The 19,984-nt window shown below is 69.4% G+C and carries 16 protein-coding genes and 2 pseudogenes; 12 read left to right on the plus strand and 6 right to left on the minus strand.

Going from position 1 to position 19,984, the window contains the following annotated elements:
• Positions 1-387: 387 nt before the first annotated feature.
• Positions 388-2,364 (minus strand): dolichyl-phosphate-mannose--protein mannosyltransferase, encoded by a 1,977-nt coding sequence (locus CWT12_RS02395; RefSeq protein ID WP_161923561.1) that lies wholly within the window; start codon positions 2,362-2,364, stop codon positions 388-390.
• Positions 2,365-2,373: 9 nt separating this feature from the next.
• Here CWT12_RS02395 and rsmI point away from each other — a divergent pair, with 9 nt between their 5' ends.
• Entirely contained in the window at positions 2,374-3,330 is a 957-nt protein-coding gene (gene rsmI, locus CWT12_RS02400) for a 16S rRNA (cytidine(1402)-2'-O)-methyltransferase (protein WP_237564267.1), read from the plus strand.
• A 55-nt stretch (positions 3,331-3,385) separates the two neighbouring features.
• Here rsmI and CWT12_RS02405 read toward each other — a convergent pair whose 3' ends face one another.
• The 3 genes from CWT12_RS02405 to CWT12_RS02415 all read right to left on the minus strand — a co-directional run bounded on the left by CWT12_RS02405 (position 3,386) and on the right by CWT12_RS02415 (position 5,640).
• The gene (locus tag CWT12_RS02405) at positions 3,386-4,144 is read right to left on the minus strand and encodes a hypothetical protein (protein ID WP_161923562.1); all 759 of its coding nucleotides are present in this window, start codon (positions 4,142-4,144) and stop codon (positions 3,386-3,388) included.
• A 177-nt stretch (positions 4,145-4,321) separates the two neighbouring features.
• The gene (locus CWT12_RS02410; RefSeq protein ID WP_161923563.1) at positions 4,322-4,963 is read right to left on the minus strand and encodes a hypothetical protein; all 642 of its coding nucleotides are present in this window, start codon (positions 4,961-4,963) and stop codon (positions 4,322-4,324) included.
• Between the two features lie 128 nt (positions 4,964-5,091).
• A complete protein-coding gene (locus tag CWT12_RS02415) occupies positions 5,092-5,640 on the minus strand; it encodes a hypothetical protein (RefSeq protein WP_161923564.1) in 549 nt (182 codons plus the stop codon).
• A gap of 132 nt (positions 5,641-5,772) precedes the next feature.
• On the opposite strand from CWT12_RS02415, the gene metG reads away from it, so the two are divergent.
• The 7 genes and pseudogenes from metG to CWT12_RS02455 all read left to right on the plus strand — a co-directional run bounded on the left by metG (position 5,773) and on the right by CWT12_RS02455 (position 14,796).
• A complete protein-coding gene (metG, locus tag CWT12_RS02420; RefSeq protein ID WP_161923565.1) occupies positions 5,773-7,623 on the plus strand; it encodes a methionine--tRNA ligase in 1,851 nt (616 codons plus the stop codon).
• A pseudogene (locus CWT12_RS02425) lies at positions 7,620-8,551 on the plus strand (TatD family hydrolase). Before metG ends, CWT12_RS02425 begins: the two are co-directional and overlap by 4 nt.
• Positions 8,552-8,631: 80 nt before the next feature.
• Positions 8,632-9,572, plus strand: a pseudogene (locus tag CWT12_RS02430) (G5 domain-containing protein).
• Between the two features lie 344 nt (positions 9,573-9,916).
• A complete protein-coding gene (locus tag CWT12_RS14295; RefSeq protein WP_202616252.1) occupies positions 9,917-10,759 on the plus strand; it encodes a resuscitation-promoting factor in 843 nt (280 codons plus the stop codon).
• Positions 10,760-10,943: 184 nt separating this feature from the next.
• Positions 10,944-11,921, plus strand: a complete 978-nt coding sequence (gene rsmA / locus CWT12_RS02445) for a 16S rRNA (adenine(1518)-N(6)/adenine(1519)-N(6))-dimethyltransferase RsmA (protein ID WP_161923567.1) — start codon at positions 10,944-10,946, stop codon at positions 11,919-11,921.
• Between the two features lie 56 nt (positions 11,922-11,977).
• Positions 11,978-12,949, plus strand: a complete 972-nt coding sequence (locus CWT12_RS02450) for a 4-(cytidine 5'-diphospho)-2-C-methyl-D-erythritol kinase (RefSeq protein ID WP_161923568.1) — start codon at positions 11,978-11,980, stop codon at positions 12,947-12,949.
• Positions 12,949-14,796 (plus strand): ABC-F family ATP-binding cassette domain-containing protein, encoded by a 1,848-nt coding sequence (locus CWT12_RS02455; protein WP_161923569.1) that lies wholly within the window; start codon positions 12,949-12,951, stop codon positions 14,794-14,796. Before CWT12_RS02450 ends, CWT12_RS02455 begins: the two co-directional genes overlap by 1 nt.
• Positions 14,797-14,899: 103 nt before the next feature.
• Here CWT12_RS02455 and CWT12_RS02460 read toward each other — a convergent pair whose 3' ends face one another.
• Positions 14,900-15,412: a hypothetical protein gene (locus tag CWT12_RS02460; RefSeq protein ID WP_237564268.1), complete on the minus strand. Its 513-nt coding sequence runs from the start codon at positions 15,410-15,412 to the stop codon at positions 14,900-14,902.
• Positions 15,413-15,646: 234 nt separating this feature from the next.
• Between CWT12_RS02460 and CWT12_RS02465 the strand changes: the two genes are divergently transcribed.
• From CWT12_RS02465 to CWT12_RS02475, 4 genes are all read left to right on the plus strand, one after another.
• Complete coding sequence (locus tag CWT12_RS02465; RefSeq protein ID WP_161923570.1) at positions 15,647-16,276, plus strand: FHA domain-containing protein; 630 nt, start codon at positions 15,647-15,649, stop codon at positions 16,274-16,276.
• 248 nt (positions 16,277-16,524) lie between these two features.
• Positions 16,525-17,484 carry a hypothetical protein gene (locus tag CWT12_RS13735; protein WP_237564269.1) on the plus strand — a complete coding sequence of 320 codons (960 nt, stop codon included), beginning with the start codon at positions 16,525-16,527 and terminating at the stop codon, positions 17,482-17,484.
• Complete coding sequence (locus CWT12_RS13740) at positions 17,403-17,861, plus strand: FHA domain-containing protein (RefSeq protein WP_237564270.1); 459 nt, start codon at positions 17,403-17,405, stop codon at positions 17,859-17,861. Before CWT12_RS13735 ends, CWT12_RS13740 begins: the two co-directional genes overlap by 82 nt.
• Positions 17,858-19,333: a serine/threonine-protein kinase gene (locus CWT12_RS02475; RefSeq protein WP_442862540.1), complete on the plus strand. Its 1,476-nt coding sequence runs from the start codon at positions 17,858-17,860 to the stop codon at positions 19,331-19,333. Before CWT12_RS13740 ends, CWT12_RS02475 begins: the two co-directional genes overlap by 4 nt.
• Positions 19,334-19,345: 12 nt before the next feature.
• Here CWT12_RS02475 and CWT12_RS02480 read toward each other — a convergent pair whose 3' ends face one another.
• On the minus strand, positions 19,346-19,966 hold the full coding sequence (locus CWT12_RS02480; protein ID WP_161923571.1) for an FHA domain-containing protein: 621 nt from the start codon (positions 19,964-19,966) through the stop codon (positions 19,346-19,348).
• Positions 19,967-19,984: the final 18 nt, after the last annotated feature.

Consider the following 19,984-nt stretch of genomic DNA (forward strand, 5'->3'; position numbering starts at 1 on the left):
TCCTCGTGTTAGCGGGGCGCATGACGAGCTGCGAGGCTCCGCGGAGGGGCCTCGGTCGTGTTGGACGGTATTCGGGTCGCAAGGATCAGTGATTGACCCGGCTGGGAGCCATGTGCAGGCGTGGTAAGCGGTGCCGTCTCGAGCGGCAGGCGGGGTGATGGCGCTCGTTACGCACCCTCAGCGGGGTGGGGGTCCCCTTTGCCACGGGCACCGGAACAGACATCGGGACTGACCCCAGGCGGCGCGGTCTGCTGCTCATCAACCCCGCCCGGCGCTCGGCCCTTTCAGGGCCGAGCGCCGGGCGAGTACGCGGGCTCGATTTGCCATTAGCGCGGCGCACCGACTCCAGGCGGCCTGAGCCGCCTTAGATCATCGCCCTTCGAGCAGTCAGACCCAAGACTCCAACCACATGTGCCAGAGCCAGAACGTGTAGGGCACAGTCTTACCAGTCCATATCGGTGACCACAGCAAGGCGAACGTTGCCGCAGTCACTAGGAGGCTGCCAATAAGAGCGACGCCTTCGGAGCGTACCCGCCATGTCGGAACGCCGGTCCAGGTGGACGGCAGGTGAATGCGGCCCGGACGCAAACCGAAACCGAAGAAGGACGCCACCGGGCCCCGGGGCCACGGGCGCCCCGGGCCGACACGCCCCTCGGCCAGCAACTGCGCCTCACGCCGGGCCAGCACCGAGCCGGGCACGGGCCTGAGCAAGCCTGCAACCGAGCCGACGGACAGGACCAGGATCAGCACCACACACGGAACGAAGGCCACGGTGTAGAAGGTGAAGATGGTCCGCTTGGAGTAGATGAACCACGGCAGGTACAGGCCGACGTAGCCGATCAGGGGGACCCAGATGCGCCAGTCTCGATTGCGGGCGCCGAGCACCACGACGGCGAATGGCAGTGCCAGCACCGCGCCCCACCAGATGGGGATGTTGCCGATCGAGGTGATGGCCTGGATGCAACGGTCTGAGCCGCAGTCCGCACCAGACATCTCCTGCTCACTGAGCCAGTAGAACGACGTCGGCCGCAACTGCAAGAGCCAGCCGATCGGTTTGGACATGTATGGATGCTCGCTGTCCAGTTGGACGTGGAAGTTGTACATCGACAGGTGATACTCAAGCAGGCTGTTGAGTGCATCCGGCAACCACCCGCGCGCTACAGACCCCTGCTCGGCCCGCTGCACCTGCGCCCAATCCCGGTAGGCGCCGTCGTGCAGGAACCACGATCCCCAGCCGGCGACCAGGTACACGACGAAGGCCACCGGCACCAGACGAATGAAGTCACCCACGCCCCGCGCGACAAGACCCTCCAGGAACCAGGCCCTAGCCTGCACCCGCCGCAGCGCCTGGGTATCCCACGCGACCACGAGGACTCCAACCGCCGCCAACAGGTAGGCTCCCGACCACTTGATTGAGCAGGTCAGGCCCAACATGAGCCCGGTCGCCAGTAGCCACGGACGCAAATGCGCTCGGGGCGCTCTAAAATCCGGGAGTGTGCCCGCGAGGTCCGCAGCCAGCCGCGCCCGCGACCACTCGCGATCACGAACCAGGCAGTACAGCGCGGCGGTGGCGAACAGGCCGATGAAAATGTCCAGCAGACCGATGCGGGACTCGGTTATCCCGACGCCGTCGATGGCCAGTAGTAGGCCTGCCAAGCCCGCCAGCAGCGGAGAACGAGTCAGTCGCAGCGTCAGGCGCGCCAATATGATTACCGTCAGTATGCCCGCCAGCGCAGGCATGAAACGCCACCCGAAAGGCGAATCCGCCCCGAATATCTGCATTCCCAGGCCGATCAGCCACTTCCCCAGCTGCGGGTGGACCACATAGCTTGGTTCCGTTGTCAATGCGGAGAAGTCTCCGCGGGCGAACAGCTCATTGGCGTCGTCAGACCACGTCGACTCGTACCCGTTGTGCCACAGCGCATAACCGTCCTTGACGTAGTAAATCTCGTCAAACATGAGCTGATGCGGGTGTCCCAGCCCAACCAGCCGGGTGAACGCAGCCACTACACCCGCCACAACCGTGGCTATCCAGCCATTAACTCGCACCTGCCGAGGCAAGGGTGCGCCCTCGACCGGCTCCAGGCCCAGCAGGGAGCGCAGCTGATCCTCGCTGCGCGGTGCTGCCGGATCGGCGTCAATACCCAGGACAGCAGGGGGATAGGCGCTTAGCGGGGCGCCACTGGCGCAGGCGCCCGCGTCGGACGCCGCAGAATCGTCTACCGGGGCGCCGTCGGCCGGCTGGGTCTGCAGCCTCGACTCGGCCGCCTGGGAAGACGCGTCAGGGTGAGCGAGCAAACTGGGATCATCCGGTGAAGCAGCACAGGGTGAAGTCACGTCTGCGAGTCTATGGCGGCCCGTCATACTGAGGCCATGAATAACGACATGAGCGACGCCACCCCGCCCGCCGGGGTTGCGAACGCCGCGCCACCCGCGCAGGCGGACCCAGAACCGCCGGACCGCGCCGCACCACAGCCGGGAGTGATTACTCTGGCCGCCACCCCGATCGGAAACGTGGCCGACGCCTCTGCCCGCCTGCGCGCCGCCCTGGAGCAGGCCGAGGTGGTGGCCGCAGAGGACACACGCCGCCTATTCGCCCTCGCTCACCGCATGGGAGCACGTGTCACCGGGCGGGTATTGGCATTCCACGAGCACAATGAGGCGGACAGAATCCCGGAACTGCTGGAGGCCGCCCGCGCGGGGCAATCGGTACTAGTCGTGTCCGACGCCGGCATGCCCGGGATCTCCGACCCGGGTTTCCGGCTCGTTGTGGCTGCCGCCGGTGCCGACGTACCTGTGACCGTGGCGCCGGGGCCGTCCGCAGTGCTCGCCGCCCTGGTGCTGTCCGGCCTTGCCAGCGACCGCTTCACCTTTGAGGGATTCCTTCCGCGCAAGGCCGGTGACAGACGCCGAGCCCTGGCTGAACTCGCCGATCAGCCGCGCACCATGGTGTTCCTGGAATCGCCTCGCCGAACTCACGAGACGCTGCTCGCCATGGCGGAGGCCTTCGGCGCGGACCGGCGAGCCGCCTTGTGCCGCGAGCTGACCAAGACGCATGAGGAGGTGCGGCGGGCAAGCCTGGGTGAATTGGCGGACGCCACCGCCGCGGGTGTGCTAGGAGAAGTCGTGCTGGTAGTCGCGGGCGCGCCGCCACGCCGGGTTGACGTGGCAACCGCTGCCGCCCAGGCGCTGCGCCTCGCCGCAGGAGGCATGCGGCTCAAGGCAGCGGCCGCCCAGGTGGCCTCCCAGGCGGGCGCTCGCCCGAACGAGGTCTACCGGGCCGCCCTCGCAGCGCGCGCCGCAGGAACGGGCCCCGCGGCCGAAGCCTGATCAGGCGCTTAAGGAGCGACAACTGGGCGGAGGAGGCCTCCCGGAGTGCCAGGTGTCAGGAGCCCTGCTCGCCATCGGGTGGAGTGAGGGGACGGTAAACCACTTGCTGGGGTGCGAAGCCGTAACTGTTGGGCGCCGGCGGGTTCGCGGCAGGCGGCGCCGGCGTAGCTGGAGGCGGCATGGTTGCCGACGGGGCACTAGGCGGCTGTGGCGATGCGTATGCGCCCGGGGCCGGTGCCGTCGCGTCCGGGTGAACGGCGCCGGCGTCCGGGGGAAAGGCCGTGAATGCCGGCGCGCCCGCATGGCCTGGCGCGAAGAGCCGGGAAACGACCATGCGTGAGCGCTTGCGCCTGCGCAGTATCAGCCAGACTGCTCCGCCCGTCGTGATGGCAGCCCCCGCCAAGGCGAAGGGGATGGAGGTAAGTGCGAGCCGGGCGCTGCTATCCCATTCCGGGGAGACGTTGGAGACGTTGATGGTGATTGTGTCGTCGCCGGTGCAGGCAACCGTGTAGGTACCGGCGTCGTTGGAGCGGAATCTCAGCACCTGCGGCGGCTGTCCACTCTTGCGATCGGGCTGATAAACATCCAGGACCGTATCTGCGGGGTCGCTGACCGTACAGGTGGTATCGGCATCTTCCGAATAGAAGCCGTACTCGGTGTCCGCGAGCAGGATCAGCGCGGTCGGTGTGCCGTCACCCTCCACGTCTACCGCGTTCTTCTCCAGCACGCTCGGCGCCGTCTGCACCGCGGTGACGAATAAACCGATCCCCACGAGCAGCGTGACCACGCCCGCGATCGTCAGGATACGCGGCACCTTCAGGGACGGTAGGCCATCTGAGTCCACCCCCCGGGGCGGCTGCGGTGAGCCACCGCCAACCGGGCCGGGCTGATTCCACACCGTCACGTCTGCCACCTCGGATTCATGTTGCGGTCACGGCGCTGCTTCGCCTACGAATTCTACGTTTGACTGCAGCCTACTGCCCCTGGCGACTCAGAATCCGGGACGCCCGGAGAAGGGCGCGGAGGACTGGGCCTGTAGCGCCCGCTTATTGTGCGCGCTGCGGGCAACCAGCCAGATGACCCCGGCGATGGTCAGGGGCAGGCCCACGACGAGCAGGCCCACAACCAGGAAGATGCTGAACACGCTGTGCATGATGGCCTGAGCGTCGATGAGCTCACCGAAGTAAACGTCCTCTCCGGGGACGTCAGTCGTGCACGTGACCGTGTAGTCGCCGGACACGCCTGCCTCAACAACCCCGAACAGTCGCCGCTCATTGACAGTGACGTTAGACGACGGCCCGCTCACCTCCGCCTCCGTGCCGTCCGCGGCGGTCACGGTGCACTGCGAGTCCCCGTTACCGTACAGGCCGTACACAGCCGTAGGCTCGAGCTGCACCGCGGTCGATCCATTGGCGGAAATCGGCTGCAGGCCGCCCACGGTTCGGGCCGCCATACCCGTGAACACCACGATGAGCACAACTGCGGCCACAATCAGCAGCACGCCGGACAGCAGCAGGATCAGTGGTCCCTTACGTCCCTTCGCGGCCGGTGCGGCAGGGCCGAAAGGGTTGGTAGGGCCTGCGCCCTGGGGCGCGTGCGCGTAGGGGGAGCCGGGAGAAGGGTGATTGGCCATGGGTTACTCCTGTGTGGTAGGCGCCGGTCGATGCGGCAGCACGCTCACGATACGTGCCGTGTCGCCCGCGGGGCCTCCGTGAGCGACGCGAGACGTTGTGGGGAAGCAGGTCGACGTTGGCGCGCCGACTAATCCCGGACGACTTCCCGGGTGGTTGCGGCGGGGCCGCGCCGGTTCAGCCTGACGCGCCTATTGCCGATAAAGTGCCAAAGGCCCCCGAGCGTAGCCAGCGGCAGTCCGATGAGGCCCATACAGGTGGCGGCGATCACTCCCCACCAACCGCAGTCGACGATCCGGAGGTCGACCAGGCGCCCCACCGATATCCTCCGCCCGGAGCACGTGAAGGTGTGATCGCCGGTCGCCTCGACCTCGATCACTCCGAGAATCCGATGATCGGCCACTGGCGTCTCCTCCGACGGCGGAAGGACCGCGACTTCCTCCCCGTCCGGCCCGGTGACGGTGCAGTCGGCGGTTCCGGTATCCCACAGTCCATATGTTGTCTGGCCGTCAAGGCGCACAGTGGTCTCGCCAGCCGAATCCAGCTCCAGCACCCGCAGGTCCCTGATGGGGTGTTTCATGGGCAGGCAGATGACCAGCGCGGCCAGCGCCACCAGGCACAGGACTACGCCGATGCGCAACAGGACTCGCGGTGCTCCTAACGCGGGCGGTCGGGGCATCGCGATCTCCTCCAAGGTCGATGACGCACACCTAGCGTGCTCGTCGCCGCCACCATAGGGGTGCCGGAGCCGCAAACACAGGGGGAGAACAACCCGGGGCGCCCCCGGCCGCCAGAACGGATAGGCTGCCCCATGAGCCGTATCCTCTCCGCCGTCGCCTGGCCCTATGCCAACGGTCCCCGCCACATCGGACACGTCGCCGGATTCGGCGTCCCCTCCGACGTCTTCTCCCGCTACATGCGCATGGCCGGCCACGACGTCCTCATGGTTTCCGGCACTGACGAGCACGGCACCCCCATCCTGGTGGCCGCCGACGAGGAGGGAATCAGCCCGCGCGAGCTGGCAGACCGCAACAACCGGCTCATCGTTGAGGACCTGGTGGCTCTGGGCCTGTCCTACGACCTGTTCACCCGCACCACCGTCGGCAACCACTACCGAGTGGTGCAGGACATGTTCCGCACCGTGCGAGACAACGGCTACATGGTCGAGCAGGTCACCCGCTCCGCGATCTCGCCCTCCACCGGCCGCACCCTGCCCGACCGCTACATCGAGGGAACCTGCCCGATCTGTGGCTCGGCCGGCGCCCGCGGCGACCAGTGCGACACCTGCGGCAACCAGCTCGACCCCACCGACCTGATCGACCCCCACTCCCGCATCAACGGGGAGACCCCCGAGTTCGTGGAGTCCTCCCACTGGTTCCTGGACCTGCCCGCCCTGGCCGACGCGCTGGGTGTCTGGCTGGACGAGCGGGAGGCCTCCGGCGCCTGGCGGCCCAACGTCATCCGCTTCTCCAAGAACATCCTGGCGGAGATCCGCCCGCGCGCCATGACCCGCGACATCGACTGGGGCATCCCCATCCCCGGCTGGGAGGACCAGCCCAACAAGCGCCTGTACGTGTGGTTCGACGCCGTCATCGGCTACCTGTCGGCCTCCATCGAGTGGGCGCGCCGCAGCGGCGACCCCGACGCCTGGCGCCAGTGGTGGAACGACCCGCAGGCCCTGTCCTACTACTTCATGGGCAAGGACAACATCGTCTTCCACTCCCAGATCTGGCCCGCCGAGCTGCTCGGCTACAACGGCCAGGGCGATCGCGGCGGCGAGAGCGGCGAAATGGGGGCGCTGAACCTGCCCACGGAGGTCGTCTCCAGCGAGTTCCTGACCATGGAGGGCCGCAAGTTCTCCTCCTCCCACGGCATCGTCATCTACGTGCGCGACTTCCTGGCCCGCTACCAGGCCGACGCCCTGCGCTACTTCATCTGCGCCGCCGGCCCCGAGACAGCCGACGCCGACTTCACCTGGGCGGAGTTCGTACGCCGCACCAACGGCGAGCTGGTGGCCGGCTGGGGCAACCTGGTCAACCGCACCGCCGCCATGATCCACAAGCGCTTCGGCGCCATCCCCGCGCCCGGCGAGCTGGAGGACGTGGACCGGGCCCTGCTGGACGTCGTCGACGCCGGTTTCGCCACCGTCGGCGACCTGATCCGCCACCACCGGCAGAAGGCCGCGCTCGCCGAGGCCATGCGGCTGGTGGGTGAGGCGAACAAGTACATTGCCGACACCGAGCCCTTCAAGCTCAAGGGGGAGGAGGGCAGCCCCGCCCATCGGCGCCTGGCCACCGTGCTGCACACGCTCGCCCAGGTGGTGGCCGACCTGAACCTCATGCTCTCCCCGTTCCTGCCGCACGCCGCCAACGACGTCGACCGCGTCATGGGCGGCGACGGCGCCCTCGCCCCCATGCCCCACATCGAGGAGGTGGACGAGCTCGACCCGCAGGTGCTGCCCGATGCCTTCGCCGGGCGGACCGGCTACCCGATCATCACCGGCGACTACACCGGCGTGCCCACGTGGGAGCGCCACGCCGTGGTGGTCGGCACTCCGATCGCCAAGCCGAGGCCCGTCTTCGTCAAGCTCGACGAGGGCATCGTGGAGGAGGAGCTGGCCCGCTACGCCGGTTCCCAGCCCGACGACGTCACCGGCGCATGAGCCGCAAGCACCGCGACCGCTCCTGGCCGCCCGCCGACGCCGTCGCGCCCCTGGCGGTGCCCGTCACCGACAACCACACCCACCTGCCCGTTCCCGGAGAGGTCGCCGCCGGGCCCGGTGCCGACGCGCCGCTGGACGCCGTCGAACTGGTAGCCCGGGCGGCCGCAGTCGGAGTCACCGGCATCATCACCTCCGCATGCGAAACGCCCACCTGGACGCCGAGCCTCGCCCTGGCGCGCGAGCTTCCCGGCGTACGGGTCGCCCTGGCCGTCCACCCCAACGAGGCCGTCGCCCACGCCGGGGTGCGGGAGATCGGCCCCGACGGCCTGGAACCCGTGCACCGGCCCCACCACGACGAGTCCCTCGATGAGGCCATGAGCCGACTGGAGGCCCAGGTGCGCGGCAACCGGGACGTCGTCGCCGCCGTCGGGGAGACCGGCATGGACCTGTTCCGCACCGGCCCGCGCGGTGCCGCCGTCCAGCGTGACGCCTTCCGCGACCACATCGCCCTGGCGAAGGAGCTGGACCTGCCGCTGCAGATCCACGACCGCGACGCCCACGCCGAATGCGTCGAGATTCTTGAGGCCGACGGCGCCCCCACGCGGACCGTCTTCCACTGCTTCAGCGGGGAGTGGCCCTGGCCGAGGCCTGCGCTGAGCACGGCTGGTACGCCTCCGTGGCCGGGCCCATCACCTACCCGGCTAACGACGAGCTGCGTTCGGCCATCGCGGCCGTGCCCGACGAGCTGCTGCTGGTGGAGACCGACGCCCCCTACCTGCCTCCGGGGCGCTGGCGCGGCCGCCCCAACGGCTCCTACCTGATGCCCGACACGGTGCGTTTTCTCGCACAATTGCGCGGCATGAGCGAGGCGGATATGGGCGTGGTGCTGGAGCGCAACACCGCTCAGGTCTACGGCATATGGCTGTGAAATGGGTCAGGTCATGTTGCTGAGGTGACGCGTAGTCGGTTAGCGTGATCAGCAGTTGTCAACCGTTAGGAAGAATTCCCGTGGGTCGTCACTCCCAGAGCAGTTCCTTGAGCACAACCCTGGTTGAGCTCGGAGCCCTAGCCTCGAAGAGCCTCACTAGCACTACTGAAGCGCATGGCCGCCGCCGCGCCGCAGGTCCGGCGAAGACCTCCGTATCCCCGGTGATGTACCGCGCGGGCGGGGTGGCCGCAGCCTTCTCACTGGCGGTTTCAGGCGGCGCCTACGCCGCTACTCAGTTCGGCGAGTCGGACATCGCCCCCTCACCGAGTCGCAGGCGCGCATGCAGGCGTTCTCAGCCTCGGGCCAGGACGTGGCCGAGGGCCTGGTAGTTGGCGGTGACGTGGCCGAGGTCTCGTCGCTCACCGAGGACGTGACCGACGAGTTCGAGCAGGTGGAGAAGGAGACCGACTCCCTCGCCGAGGGCGAGACCGAGGTGGAGACCGAGGGAGTCAACGGGGTCACCCGGGTGGTGTACCGGGTGACAAGCGTGGGCGGCAAGGAGATCGCCCGCGAGGTGGTCTCCCGTGCGGTGGTCAGCGAGCGGGTTGACGAGGTGGTGCTGGTCGGCACCGGCAGCGCCGACACGACCGACTCCTCAAGCTCGGAGGGCACTTCCAGCACCACCACCACCGCAACGGCCTCCGGTGACGGCACCACAGCCGCCTCGGCGCAGTCCATCGCCAAGTCGATGATGTCCTCCTACGGCTGGGACGACTCCCAGTTCAGTTGCCTGGTCAGCCTGTGGAACCGCGAGTCCGGCTGGAACTACCAGGCCCAGAACCCCTCCTCCGGCGCCTACGGCATTCCGCAGTCGCTACCGGGCTCCAAGATGAGCTCGGTGGCCTCCGACTGGGCCACCAACCCCACCACTCAGATCACCTGGGGGCTGGGCTACATCTCCGAGCGCTACGGCAGCCCCTGCTCCGCCTGGGCGCACTCGGAGTCCACCGGCTGGTACTGACCGCCACAGCCGCGGCCGCGTACCGGCCTCGGCGGGTGCACCCGCGGGAACTGCTGCGCGGCGCACGCGCCCCTCACACCCCTGCCGTGAGCGGCACCATGCAGGAATGCAGGCCACGCCTCACATGCCGCGCGACCCCGCTACACGTCGCCGCGGCGCCCGGCAAGTCCATGCGGTTCCGCCCGGGCCGCCCCGGAGCGGCGTGGGGCATACGCCAACTCGTGACCTATGTCATTGCCGGGCCTTGTGGGCTTCGTTAGCGTGAAGTCCGGTAGGCACCGAGATCACGAGACGAGATCACGAGATCAGTGGTTCGGTGGCTGCCGCCACCGAGAAAGGACCCCATGACACCCGTCAAAGATCTGCTCAAACCCGGCCTGCTACGTGCCGGAGGCGTGGCCGCGGCCCTGGCCCTGTCCGTCTCGGGCGGTGCCTACGCCGCAGTACAGGCTGTCGCCCCGGGCGGTGACGTCGAGACCCTGCCGGAGACCGTCGTCGTGGCCTCGGCGGCAAGCGCGGACATCACCGCCGGGAACGTCGCTGCGGGAGAGGGTACGGACCTGGTGGTCGGCGGTGACCAGACCACGGTCTCCGCGGTCGCCGAGGACGTGACGGAGGAGTTCGGACGGGTAGAGCAGCAGACCGACTCCCTGCCCGATGGCGAGACGAAGGTGGAGACCAAGGGTGTGGCGGGAGTCACGCGAGTGGTCTACCAGGTAACGAGCGTGGACGGCAAGGAGATCGCGCGTGAGGTGGTCTCCCGGGCGGTCGTAACCGAACGGGTCGACGAGGTCGTGCTGGTAGGCACCGGCAGCGTCGCGGATGACGCCGCCACCGCATCCACCGACGCCGCCACGGGATCCACCGGCGGCACCAGCGGGGGCGGCGCCACGGCATCGGGCTCGGGATCCTCCGGCGGCTCCACCGGAAGCAGCTCCTCCGCCGGTGACGACTCGGTATGGGCGGCCCTGGCCCAGTGCGAGTCCGGCGGTAACCCCACCACCAACACCGGGAACGGCTTCTACGGCCTGTACCAGTTCTCCCTGTCCACCTGGCGGGCCATGGGCGGGACCGGCTACCCGCATGAGGCCGACACCGCCACCCAGACCGCCATGGCCAAGAAGCTCCAGGCCCAGGCAGGCTGGGGGCAGTGGCCGCACTGCGCCGCCCAGCTCGGCCTACTCTGACCGGAGCCGACGCACCGCGCGGTAGCGCCGCCCGCCACCTGATACATCCCCGCCGCCGCGGGGTGCTGATGGGTCGCGGCGTCCCCGCCGCCGTGGGGTGCTGATGGGTCGCGGCGTCCCCGCCGCCGTGGGGTGCTGATGGGTCGCGGCGTCCCCGCCGCCGCTCCTGACATAGGCTGGGCCCGTGCCCACGCCCGACACCAGCGAGCCCGCCCCCGGATTGCTCGGCCCCGCCGACATTCGGCGCCTCGCCGCAGCGCTGGAATTACGACCAGCTAAGTCCCGCGGGCAGAACTTCGTTCACGACTCCGGCACAGTGCGTCGCATCGTGCGCCTGGCCGGGGTCCAGTCGGGGGAGACCGTGCTGGAGGTCGGTCCCGGGCTCGGCTCCCTGACACTGGCACTACTTGAGACGGGTGCGCGCGTAATCGCCGTCGAGGTCGACCCCGTACTGGCCCGCGCCCTGCCGCTCACCGTTGCGAGCCGCTTGCCAGCCGCCGCGGATCACCTGGCCGTACTCGCCGCCGACGCCCTGACCATCTGCAGCCCCGAGACGCTGCCGCTACCGGATGGCGCCGCCCCACCCACCCGGCTGGTCGCCAATCTGCCCTACAACGTGGCCGTCCCCGTGCTGCTCACCGTGCTGGCGGCCCTACCAGGCCTGCGCACCGCCACCGTCATGGTGCAGGCGGAGGTCGCCGACCGGCTCGCCGCCGCCCCGGGCTCACGCACCTACGGGGTGCCCAGCGTCAAGGCCGCCTGGTACGGCACCGTGCGCCGGGACGCCCGCATCGGTCGCAGCGTCTTCTGGCCCGTCCCCAACGTCGACTCCGCGGTCGTCACCCTCACCCGCCGCGAGCCCCCGGCCACCACCGCCACCCGCGCACAGGTATTCGCCGTCATCGACGCTGCCTTCGCCCAGAGGCGCAAAACCCTCCGCAAGGCCCTGGCGCCCCTGGCGGGCGGCCCCGAGCAGGTGGAGGCGGCCGCCCGCGCAGTCGGCATCGACCCGTCTACCCGCGGAGAACAACTCGACGTCACCGCATTCGCCGCCCTCGCCCAGGCCCTCGTCGATACCGGGATGCCAGCGCCGGACCCAGAGCCCCTAATCGCCCCTCAGCGGCCGCCGCGCGGCACAGCAAACACCGGGAGCCAGACATGAGCCCTGACATGCACCCAGGTACTAACTCAGGCATGAGTTCAGGCATGAATTCAGGCATGAGTTCACTGCATGCCGTCCCCGGAGCCGGCGGGGCCCCGCGCCCACCCCGTTCCGGTTCATCCACCCAGGTGCGAGTGGAGGCACCCGGAAAGGTCAATCTGTTCCTGTCCGTCGGCGCACCTGCCGCCGACGGCTACCATCCCCTGACCACCGTCTTCCAGGCCGTACGGCTGATCGAGACCGTCACCGCCCGTCGGCAGGCCGCTGATCTGCACGGCGCCATCACCCTCACCCTGGAAGAGCCCTACGCCGGTGTGCCGTCGGACGCCGCCAACCTGGCCGTGCGTGCCGCCACCCTGCTGGCCCAGACCACCGGAGTGGGCGACGGCGTCGACCTGCTGCTGCGCAAGCGCGTCCCCGCGGCCGGCGGCATGGCGGGAGGCTCCGCCGACGCCGCCGCCGCCCTGCTGGCCTGCAACGCGCTGTGGGGCACCGGTCTGAGCCAGGCGGAGCTGGCGGGCCTCGCGGCCGAACTGGGGGCGGACGTGCCCTTCACGCTGGTGGGTGCCACCGCCGTCGGACACGGCCGCGGCGACCGGCTAACCCCGCTAATGGCACGCGGCACCTACCACTGGGTGTTCGCAACGTCCGCGCAGGGCCTGTCCACCCCCGCCGTCTTCCGCCGCTTCGACGAACTCGTCCCGGGCGCCACGGCTCCCGCAGACGTGCCGGCGGCCCTGACCGCGGCTCTGCGCGACGGCGACCCGTTCTCCCTGGCCGACGCACTGCACAACGACTTGCAGGCGGCCGCGCTAGACCTGCGCCCGCAACTGGCGGATATCATCGCGGCGGCCGAGTCCGCCGGCGCCCTGCGCGCCATCGTCTCCGGATCCGGCCCTACGATCGCCGCGCTGGCACCCGATCCTGCCGCTGCCATGCGCGTAGCCAACGCCCTGACCGCGTCCGGACTGGTCGACCAGGCCCTGCGCGTGGACGCCCCCGTAGCCGGGGCCCGGGTGGTGGGCTGATGGCGCATCTGCTCGGCGTCGAGTCCGTCCGCGTCACAGTCGGTCCCCGCATACTGCTCGACGCAGTCAGCCTGGGGATCGAGGACGGGGAGCGCATCGGCGTGCTCGGCCCCAACGGCGCCGGCAAATCCACCCTGCTAGCGCTCCTGGCGGGCGCCCGCACCCCCGACGCCGGTCGCGTCACGCGCGCCGGGGATACGCGAGCCGTCATGCTCACCCAGGCCGATCGGTTCGCGCCCGGCGCCACCGTGCGCAGCGCCGTACACGGTGAGGCTCCCGAGCACCAGTGGGCCTCCGACCCGGCGGTGCGCGACATCCACGCCGGGCTGCTGGCCGACCTCGACCTGGACGCCCCGGTCGCATCCCTCTCCGGCGGGCAGCGCCGCCGCGTGGCCCTGGCGGCAACCCTGACCGCCGACGCCGAGCTGGTCATCCTCGACGAGCCCACCAACCACCTGGATGTGGAGGGCGTGGACTGGCTCGCCCGCCACTTGTCCGCCCGCTTCTCCCGCCGGCGCGACGCAGGCGCCCTGGTTACCGTCACCCACGACCGCTGGTTCCTGGACGCCGTATGCAACCACGTGTGGGAGGTGGTACCCGGCGTCGACCCCGGCGGCAGCCGCCCCCAGGTACCCGGGCGGGTGGAGACCTACGACGGCGGTTACGCCGCCTATGTGCTGGCCCGTGCCGAGCGCGCCCGCCAGGCCGCGGCCGCCGCGGAGAAGCGGGAGAACCTGCTGCGCAAGGAACTGGCCTGGCTGCGGCGCGGCGCCCCCGCCCGCACCTCTAAGCCGCGTTTCCGTATCGACGCCGCCGAGGCCCTCATCGCCGATGTGCCACCGCCGCGCGATACCGTGGAACTGACCGCGATGGCCACCGCCCGGCTGGGCAAGAAGGTCATCGAGCTGGAGGACGTGAGCGTGGAGTTCACGGATGCCACCGCGCCCGATGGCAGGCGAAAGGTGCTCAGTGGCGTGACCTGGCGGTTGGCCCCGGGTGAGCGCGTCGGCGTCGTCGGTGTAAACGGTGCCGGCAAGACTACGCTGCTACGGCTGCTGGAGGGCACGCAGGCCCCCACCCGGGGAGGGGTGGTGCGGGGCAAGACGGTGGCGGTCGCCACTCTGTCACAGACCACCCATGAGCTCGATCCGCTGGCCGGTGCACGAGTGGTTGACGCCGTCGCCATGGTTGGCGAGCGGGTGACGGTTGGTGGGAAGGAGCTCACCGCCGCCCAGCTGGTAGAGCGCCTGGGATTCACCCGCTCACGGGCCTGGACGCGGGTGGGGGAGATCTCAGGTGGTGAACGGCGCCGCCTGCAGCTGCTGCGGCTGCTGATGGGGCAGCCGAACGTCCTGCTGCTGGATGAGCCCACCAACGACCTGGACACCGACACCCTCACCGCCGTGGAGGACCTGCTGGATACCTTCCCCGGCACCCTCGTGGTGGTTTCCCACGACCGCTACTTGCTGGAACGCGTCACGGACCACCAGATCGCCCTGCTCGGTGACGGGACTATTCGTGACCTGCCCGGGGGAGTGGAGCAGTACCTGCAACTGCGCCGTGAGGCGGAAGCGGATGCTGAAGCGGCAGCCCGGAGCGCCCCTCCGGCCCCGGAGCGCAATGGCGCCGCCGTGCATGCCGCCCGCAAGCAGCTGGCAAGCATCGAGCGCCGCCTGGACCGGACCACCTCGCACATAGACGACTTGCACCGCCGCATGGAGCAGGCCTCCGCGCAGCTGCGAGTCGACGAGCTGACCGAGCTGGGGAGGCAACTGGCGCAGGCCGAGTCCGAGCAGGCCGACCTGGAGGCCCAATGGCTGCAAGCCGCTGAGGCCGCTGAGTACTGAGGCAACGGAGGAGCACCCGGGCCGCAGCGGGCGTGCGGGCCCGGCGCGAGCAGAACGCCGATACCGGCTCGGCGGCTGGAGCAAGCCGTCCGTCCGGGGCGGCTCAGCTCTCCGGCGTTCGCGGCAGGGCCTCCACGGGGGCGACTACGTGGCCAAGAGCGACCATGTCATCCAGCGCGGAGGCGACAATCTCCGGAGTGGCCTTCCAGGCCTTCATGACCAGGTCGACCGGGACCGTCGGCAGGCCCGCCATGCGCAGGACGACGATGGCACTGGGACGATCGGTCGTGCCTGCCTCGGTGTCTTCAGAGACGGCCTGGAAGCCGGCCATTCGCGGTGCCGGCCGCAGCCGCTGGGGCTCGTGCGGACGCGGCAGCAGCTCGGCGATCAGGGCGCGCTGGGTGGCGCGACGCCCCTCCTTGGAGCCGTCGTCCTGAGCAATCACCAGGCTGAGGTCGACGGCGAAGATCTGGTGCCCTCCCTCGCCTACGTGCAGCAGCCGGGCCAGGGCCGTGCCCCGTTCGGTGCGTCGCAGCTCCTCCAGGAGATTCGCGAAGGCGGCCCGCCACTGCGGGCCGGTCATGTCCAAGAGCAGACTGCGGGTCTGCGCTTCCATACGGGCCCATCCCGGTGGGGGAACTCAGGGATGACGACCCAGCTCCCCGGATCCGGGGTGACAGCGATCTGCATTGTGCTACTCCTTTAACAGACCTGTGCAATATAGCCGACTCCGCAAGACCTATGCTGTCGCTGTGGCCGCATCCGCACCCTCTCCGCTTCCAGCCTCCCGGATTAGGCGCGTGATTGCCGGCGTGGTGGACATCGCGCTCATCGCAGCTATGGGGTACTGGTGCCGCTGCCGCCGGCCGCTCGCCTAGCCGCGGGCACCGCCGTGGCCGGGCTGATGATCCTGCTCCAGGCGCGTTCGGGCGCAAGCCCCGGGCAGGCGCTGGTCTCCGTGCGCTTGCGGAGGGCGATTCGGCCCACGGACCCGCCGGGGCGGGCCGCGGTAGAGCGCGCCTGGCTGTTCGCCCTGGCGGCGCTGCCAACCTTCGGGGTGCTCCCCGTGGTTATGGTCATGAGCACTGACGACGGCGGCTGGCGGCGCACTTGGTATGACCGCATGGCGGGCACGGTTGTCATAGCCAAGGAGCGCGACCCTGTGCCGGTGCAACTGGTTACGGCTAACGGGCACCTGCTGACCGTTACGCAGCCGACGGTACTGGGCCGGGCGCCGGACCCGCTTCCCGGCAGGGCCAGCCGCCTACTGCCGAGCTTCCAGGACGATCCCTCGGTCTCCAAGACCCATGCGCTGCTGGAGCCCGCGCGCAGCGGTATGCGCGTGACTGACCTGAACTCCACAAACGGCACGCACGCGGAGGACTCCCAGGGCATCCATCGGCTGCGCCCCGGACAGGCGCAGGTCGTTGAACGGGGGCGGCGGGTGTACTTCGGGGACACCGAGTGCGTGATTCGGTGAAGGCCCTCCGCTGGGCCGCAGCGCCCTCCGCATGGGCTCCGCATGAGGGCGTGGGCTCTTCCGGGTGGCTGGAGGGTCGCCTCTACCCTCCTGCGTGGACGATCCTGTACGCGCGACCCGGGATGCCTGAAGGGGTGGTGATGAATTCCGCTGAGCAAGGCGATTGGCGGCTGCGTCCGTCTGTGAGACACTGCCCGAAAGCGCGGCGATTGCTCGGCGCTGTCTAGACACCTGTTGAAGGAGAAAACGTGACCGACAAGAGCGCCGAACGCGAGACGCTGTGGTTGGAAGGGACGTGGAGTGCTGCGGTTACGCCGCGGGGGGCACTGCTGCTGCCGCAGTCTGTCCCCGAGGAGCTGGTCGCCGGGTTGTGGCGGTTGCTGCGAGATGAAGGTGGGTCCCTAACTGCCATCCTTGATCGTCTTGTGATGGGAACTGGAGGTCACCTCTCACGTATCCCGGACTTCGGCCTGGTCATCCTGGAGAAGTCAGGTACCCACTTGGCGCTGCGGGGCACGCCCCGCCTTGAAATAGACGGTCAGGGCTTTGACGCCGCAGGTGTGGCAACTTGGATGGAGTCCTTCATCCCCGGTGAGGCGAATATCGTGCTAGCGGCACCCGAGGAGCCGGGCACGGTGGGTCGGCCCGTCGTCGACGCCGTGGTGCGGGCCTCCCGCCTGGAGCTGCGAGTCCCTACCGATGCTGACACCGCCGGCACCGCGGCGGCACACGCCGATCACGGCAGCGCTGCGCAAGCTCCCGCGGCGGAGGCGCGCGCCGAGGCCGCGGCGCCTGCAGCCCCACCCCGGGAGCCCGAGGAGCGCGTAGCCGCACCTGCGGCCGGGCAGGAGACGGCGCCGGAGGCCCTCGATCCCGCCCCGGAGATCGCGCCGGAGGCGGCGGCTGAGGCTCCGGCGGGGACCGCGGCAGAGCCCGACACGGCCGAGCTCGCTCCGGTGGAGTCGGATGACCAGGCCGACGTCCCCGGGGACCACGACGGCTGGACGGTGGCGGACCTGCCCGAGGAGCTAGTCGATGAGCTTGGCAGCATGCTGCCGGAGCCGGAGCCCCGGGGGAAGCCCCGGAGGAGGTCGGCACTGAGGTTCCCGACACTGAGGCCACACGCATGGCACTGTCCGTCATCTGCCCCTCGGGACACGCCAACCCCACCAACTACGTCAGCTGCCGCGAGTGCGGTGCCGAGCTGACCCAGCCGGCGCGGATCATCGCCTGCCCGCCGCTGGGGCGGGTACGCGCCTCCTCTGGGGGTGAAGTCGTCCTCGACCGGCCCGTGCTAATTGGTCGCGAGCCCGCCTCGGAGCGCGTAAGCGAGCTCAATGGCGCAGCACCGGCCCTGATCACTGTGCCCAGCCCGGAGCAAGTGATCTCCCGCAACCACCTGCTCATCCAGCTGGATGAGTGGTCGGTGCTGGCCCGCAGTCTGTCGTCCAGCAACGGCACGGTGCTACGACGCGACGGCGCCTCCCCGATGCGCATGTCCTCCACGGAGCCGGTGCTGCTACGCAGTGGTGACATACTCGACCTGGGTGACGGACAGTCGCTCCTGCTGGAGGATCTGCCGTGACCACGGACCATGAGAGCTCTCCACCGCCGATCCCAGGATTCACCTACATGCGGGACCTGGGGGCAGGGGGCTACTCACGGGTCTATATGTACGAGCAGCACATGCCGCAGCGGGAAGTCGCCGTAAAGATCATGAACTGCGGCGTAAGCGGCGGCCCGGCCTCACGCTTCGAGTCCGAGGCCAACCTGATGGCGCGGGTATCCTCCCATCCGGCGATCCTATCGATCTATGGAGCGGGCACCGCGGCGGACGGCCGCCTGTTCCTGGTGATGGAGTACTGCCCGCCGCCGCAGCTGAGCATGGTCCTGCGGCGCGGACCGCTCAGCGTTGCGGACGCCTTGAGCACCACCATACAGATCGCCGGAGCAGTCGAGTCCGCGCACCGAGTCGGTATCGTGCACCGGGATATCAAGCCCGCCAACATCCTGTTCACCGCCTACCGCCGTCCCGTGCTGTCGGACTTCGGGATCTCCGCCATGAGCGGTCCGCGCGGCGAAGATGACGAGCTGCGTGGTATGAGCGTCCCCTGGGCTCCGCCCGAGCAACTGGTCGGCTCGCACTCGGCAGACCCCGCGTCCGACATTTACTCACTGGCGGCAACCGCATACGCCATGCTTACCGGACGCAGCCCGTTCGAGATTCCCGATGCCTCCGACTCGGTGTACGAGTTATCCCGCCGCATCATCAAGGACTCGCTGCCGCCATTGGGCCGCCAGGATGCGCCGCCGTCCCTTTACCGCGTGCTCAGCGTCGCCATGGCCAAGGACCCCGCCCGCCGGTACCCGACGGCGCTGGCATTCGCCCGCGCGCTGCAGCAGGTGGAGGCAGAACTGGGACTGCCGATGACAGCGGTGGACCTGTTCCACGCGGCGACGGACGCTGAGACTACCCATGATGACGACCTGCTGGAGGACACCAATGCCACCCGCCTGGGAGTGTTCGAGCCGGTGGCCGAGGCGGTCACACACGTCCCGGCAGTCGATATCGACGCTGGGGACGACGGAGAGCATGACGTCGGCACCGGGCGCTCGCGGCTGCTGATCGGGGCGACAGCGGTAGTTGTCACAGCGGTCGCGGTGACAGGCGCCGTCCTAGCCTCGCGCATGGCCGAGCACAGTCGGCCGGCGGCCACCTTCGCCACGCTGGCGCCCGCCGCCAGCGCGGATCCGCTCGGGGCATCCGTGTCCCCGCCACGCGGCCTGGTCGGCGCCCTGTCTGAGGACGGGAGCACCGTCACCTTCAGCTGGGAGGCGCCCGAGGACGAGTGGGACGGAAGCTTCCTGTTCCGCGAGGACGTGGCCGGGGGCACCGACGCCGCCATGCAGTCTACGCAGGCGACGACGGTCCAGCTGCCCGCGCGCCAGGGAAGTACGTGTATCGAGGTTTACTCCGTGCGCGCGGACGGCAGGACCTCCGCTGCCGCGGCGGCCTGCGTGGATACGACGTCGGCAGGGTCTGCCGAGACGGGCTAGAGCACGGCGTAGTCAGCCCTCAATGCGGTACGCGGCCCTCCCGAGGAGCAGTACTGACCCGATCGGTGCGGGTGCCGGCACCCCGGGCTGCGTCTGCTTAACAGTGCCACGCTGGTCTATGCGTGTGCCGTTGGTGGAGTGCAGATCGGTGACCCACAGGCCACCGGGAACAGGCGCGACAGCGGCATGGGTCTTGGAGATGGATCGTGTCGCATCGACCAGGGATACGCGTGTTGCCTGCGGGTAGTCGGAGATATTCTGTGGATCCCGGCCCACCACCGCGGGGGTGGTTAGCCGAATCGGCGACCCACCGTTTGTGGGTACCAGCCGGATGCCCACTGTCTCCGGCTCGGGCTTGCGGTGATGGGCGTGGCGCCGGCGTCGTGTCCCCGGCGCGCTGCCTGAGGCGTCGGGGGAAGAATCAGGTGCCGGGACCGGCTGGGAGGGGTCGGCCGCATGGGAGTTGTGGTCCCCGGCTACGTCCTCAGCATGGCCGCCGGTTGCGGTAGGAGCATCATTGGTGGTGGAGTCCAGTGGCATCGGCACGGAGGACCAGGGTACCGAGTCGATGATCTCGGAGCGGGTATTCAGCGCGGTGGACGCAGCACGAGCACTGTCGACAGTGTCGACCACCTCCATGATCGGACTGCC

This window comes from Actinomyces sp. 432 (assembly GCF_009930875.1).
Classification (GTDB): Bacteria; Actinomycetota; Actinomycetes; order Actinomycetales; family Actinomycetaceae; genus Actinomyces.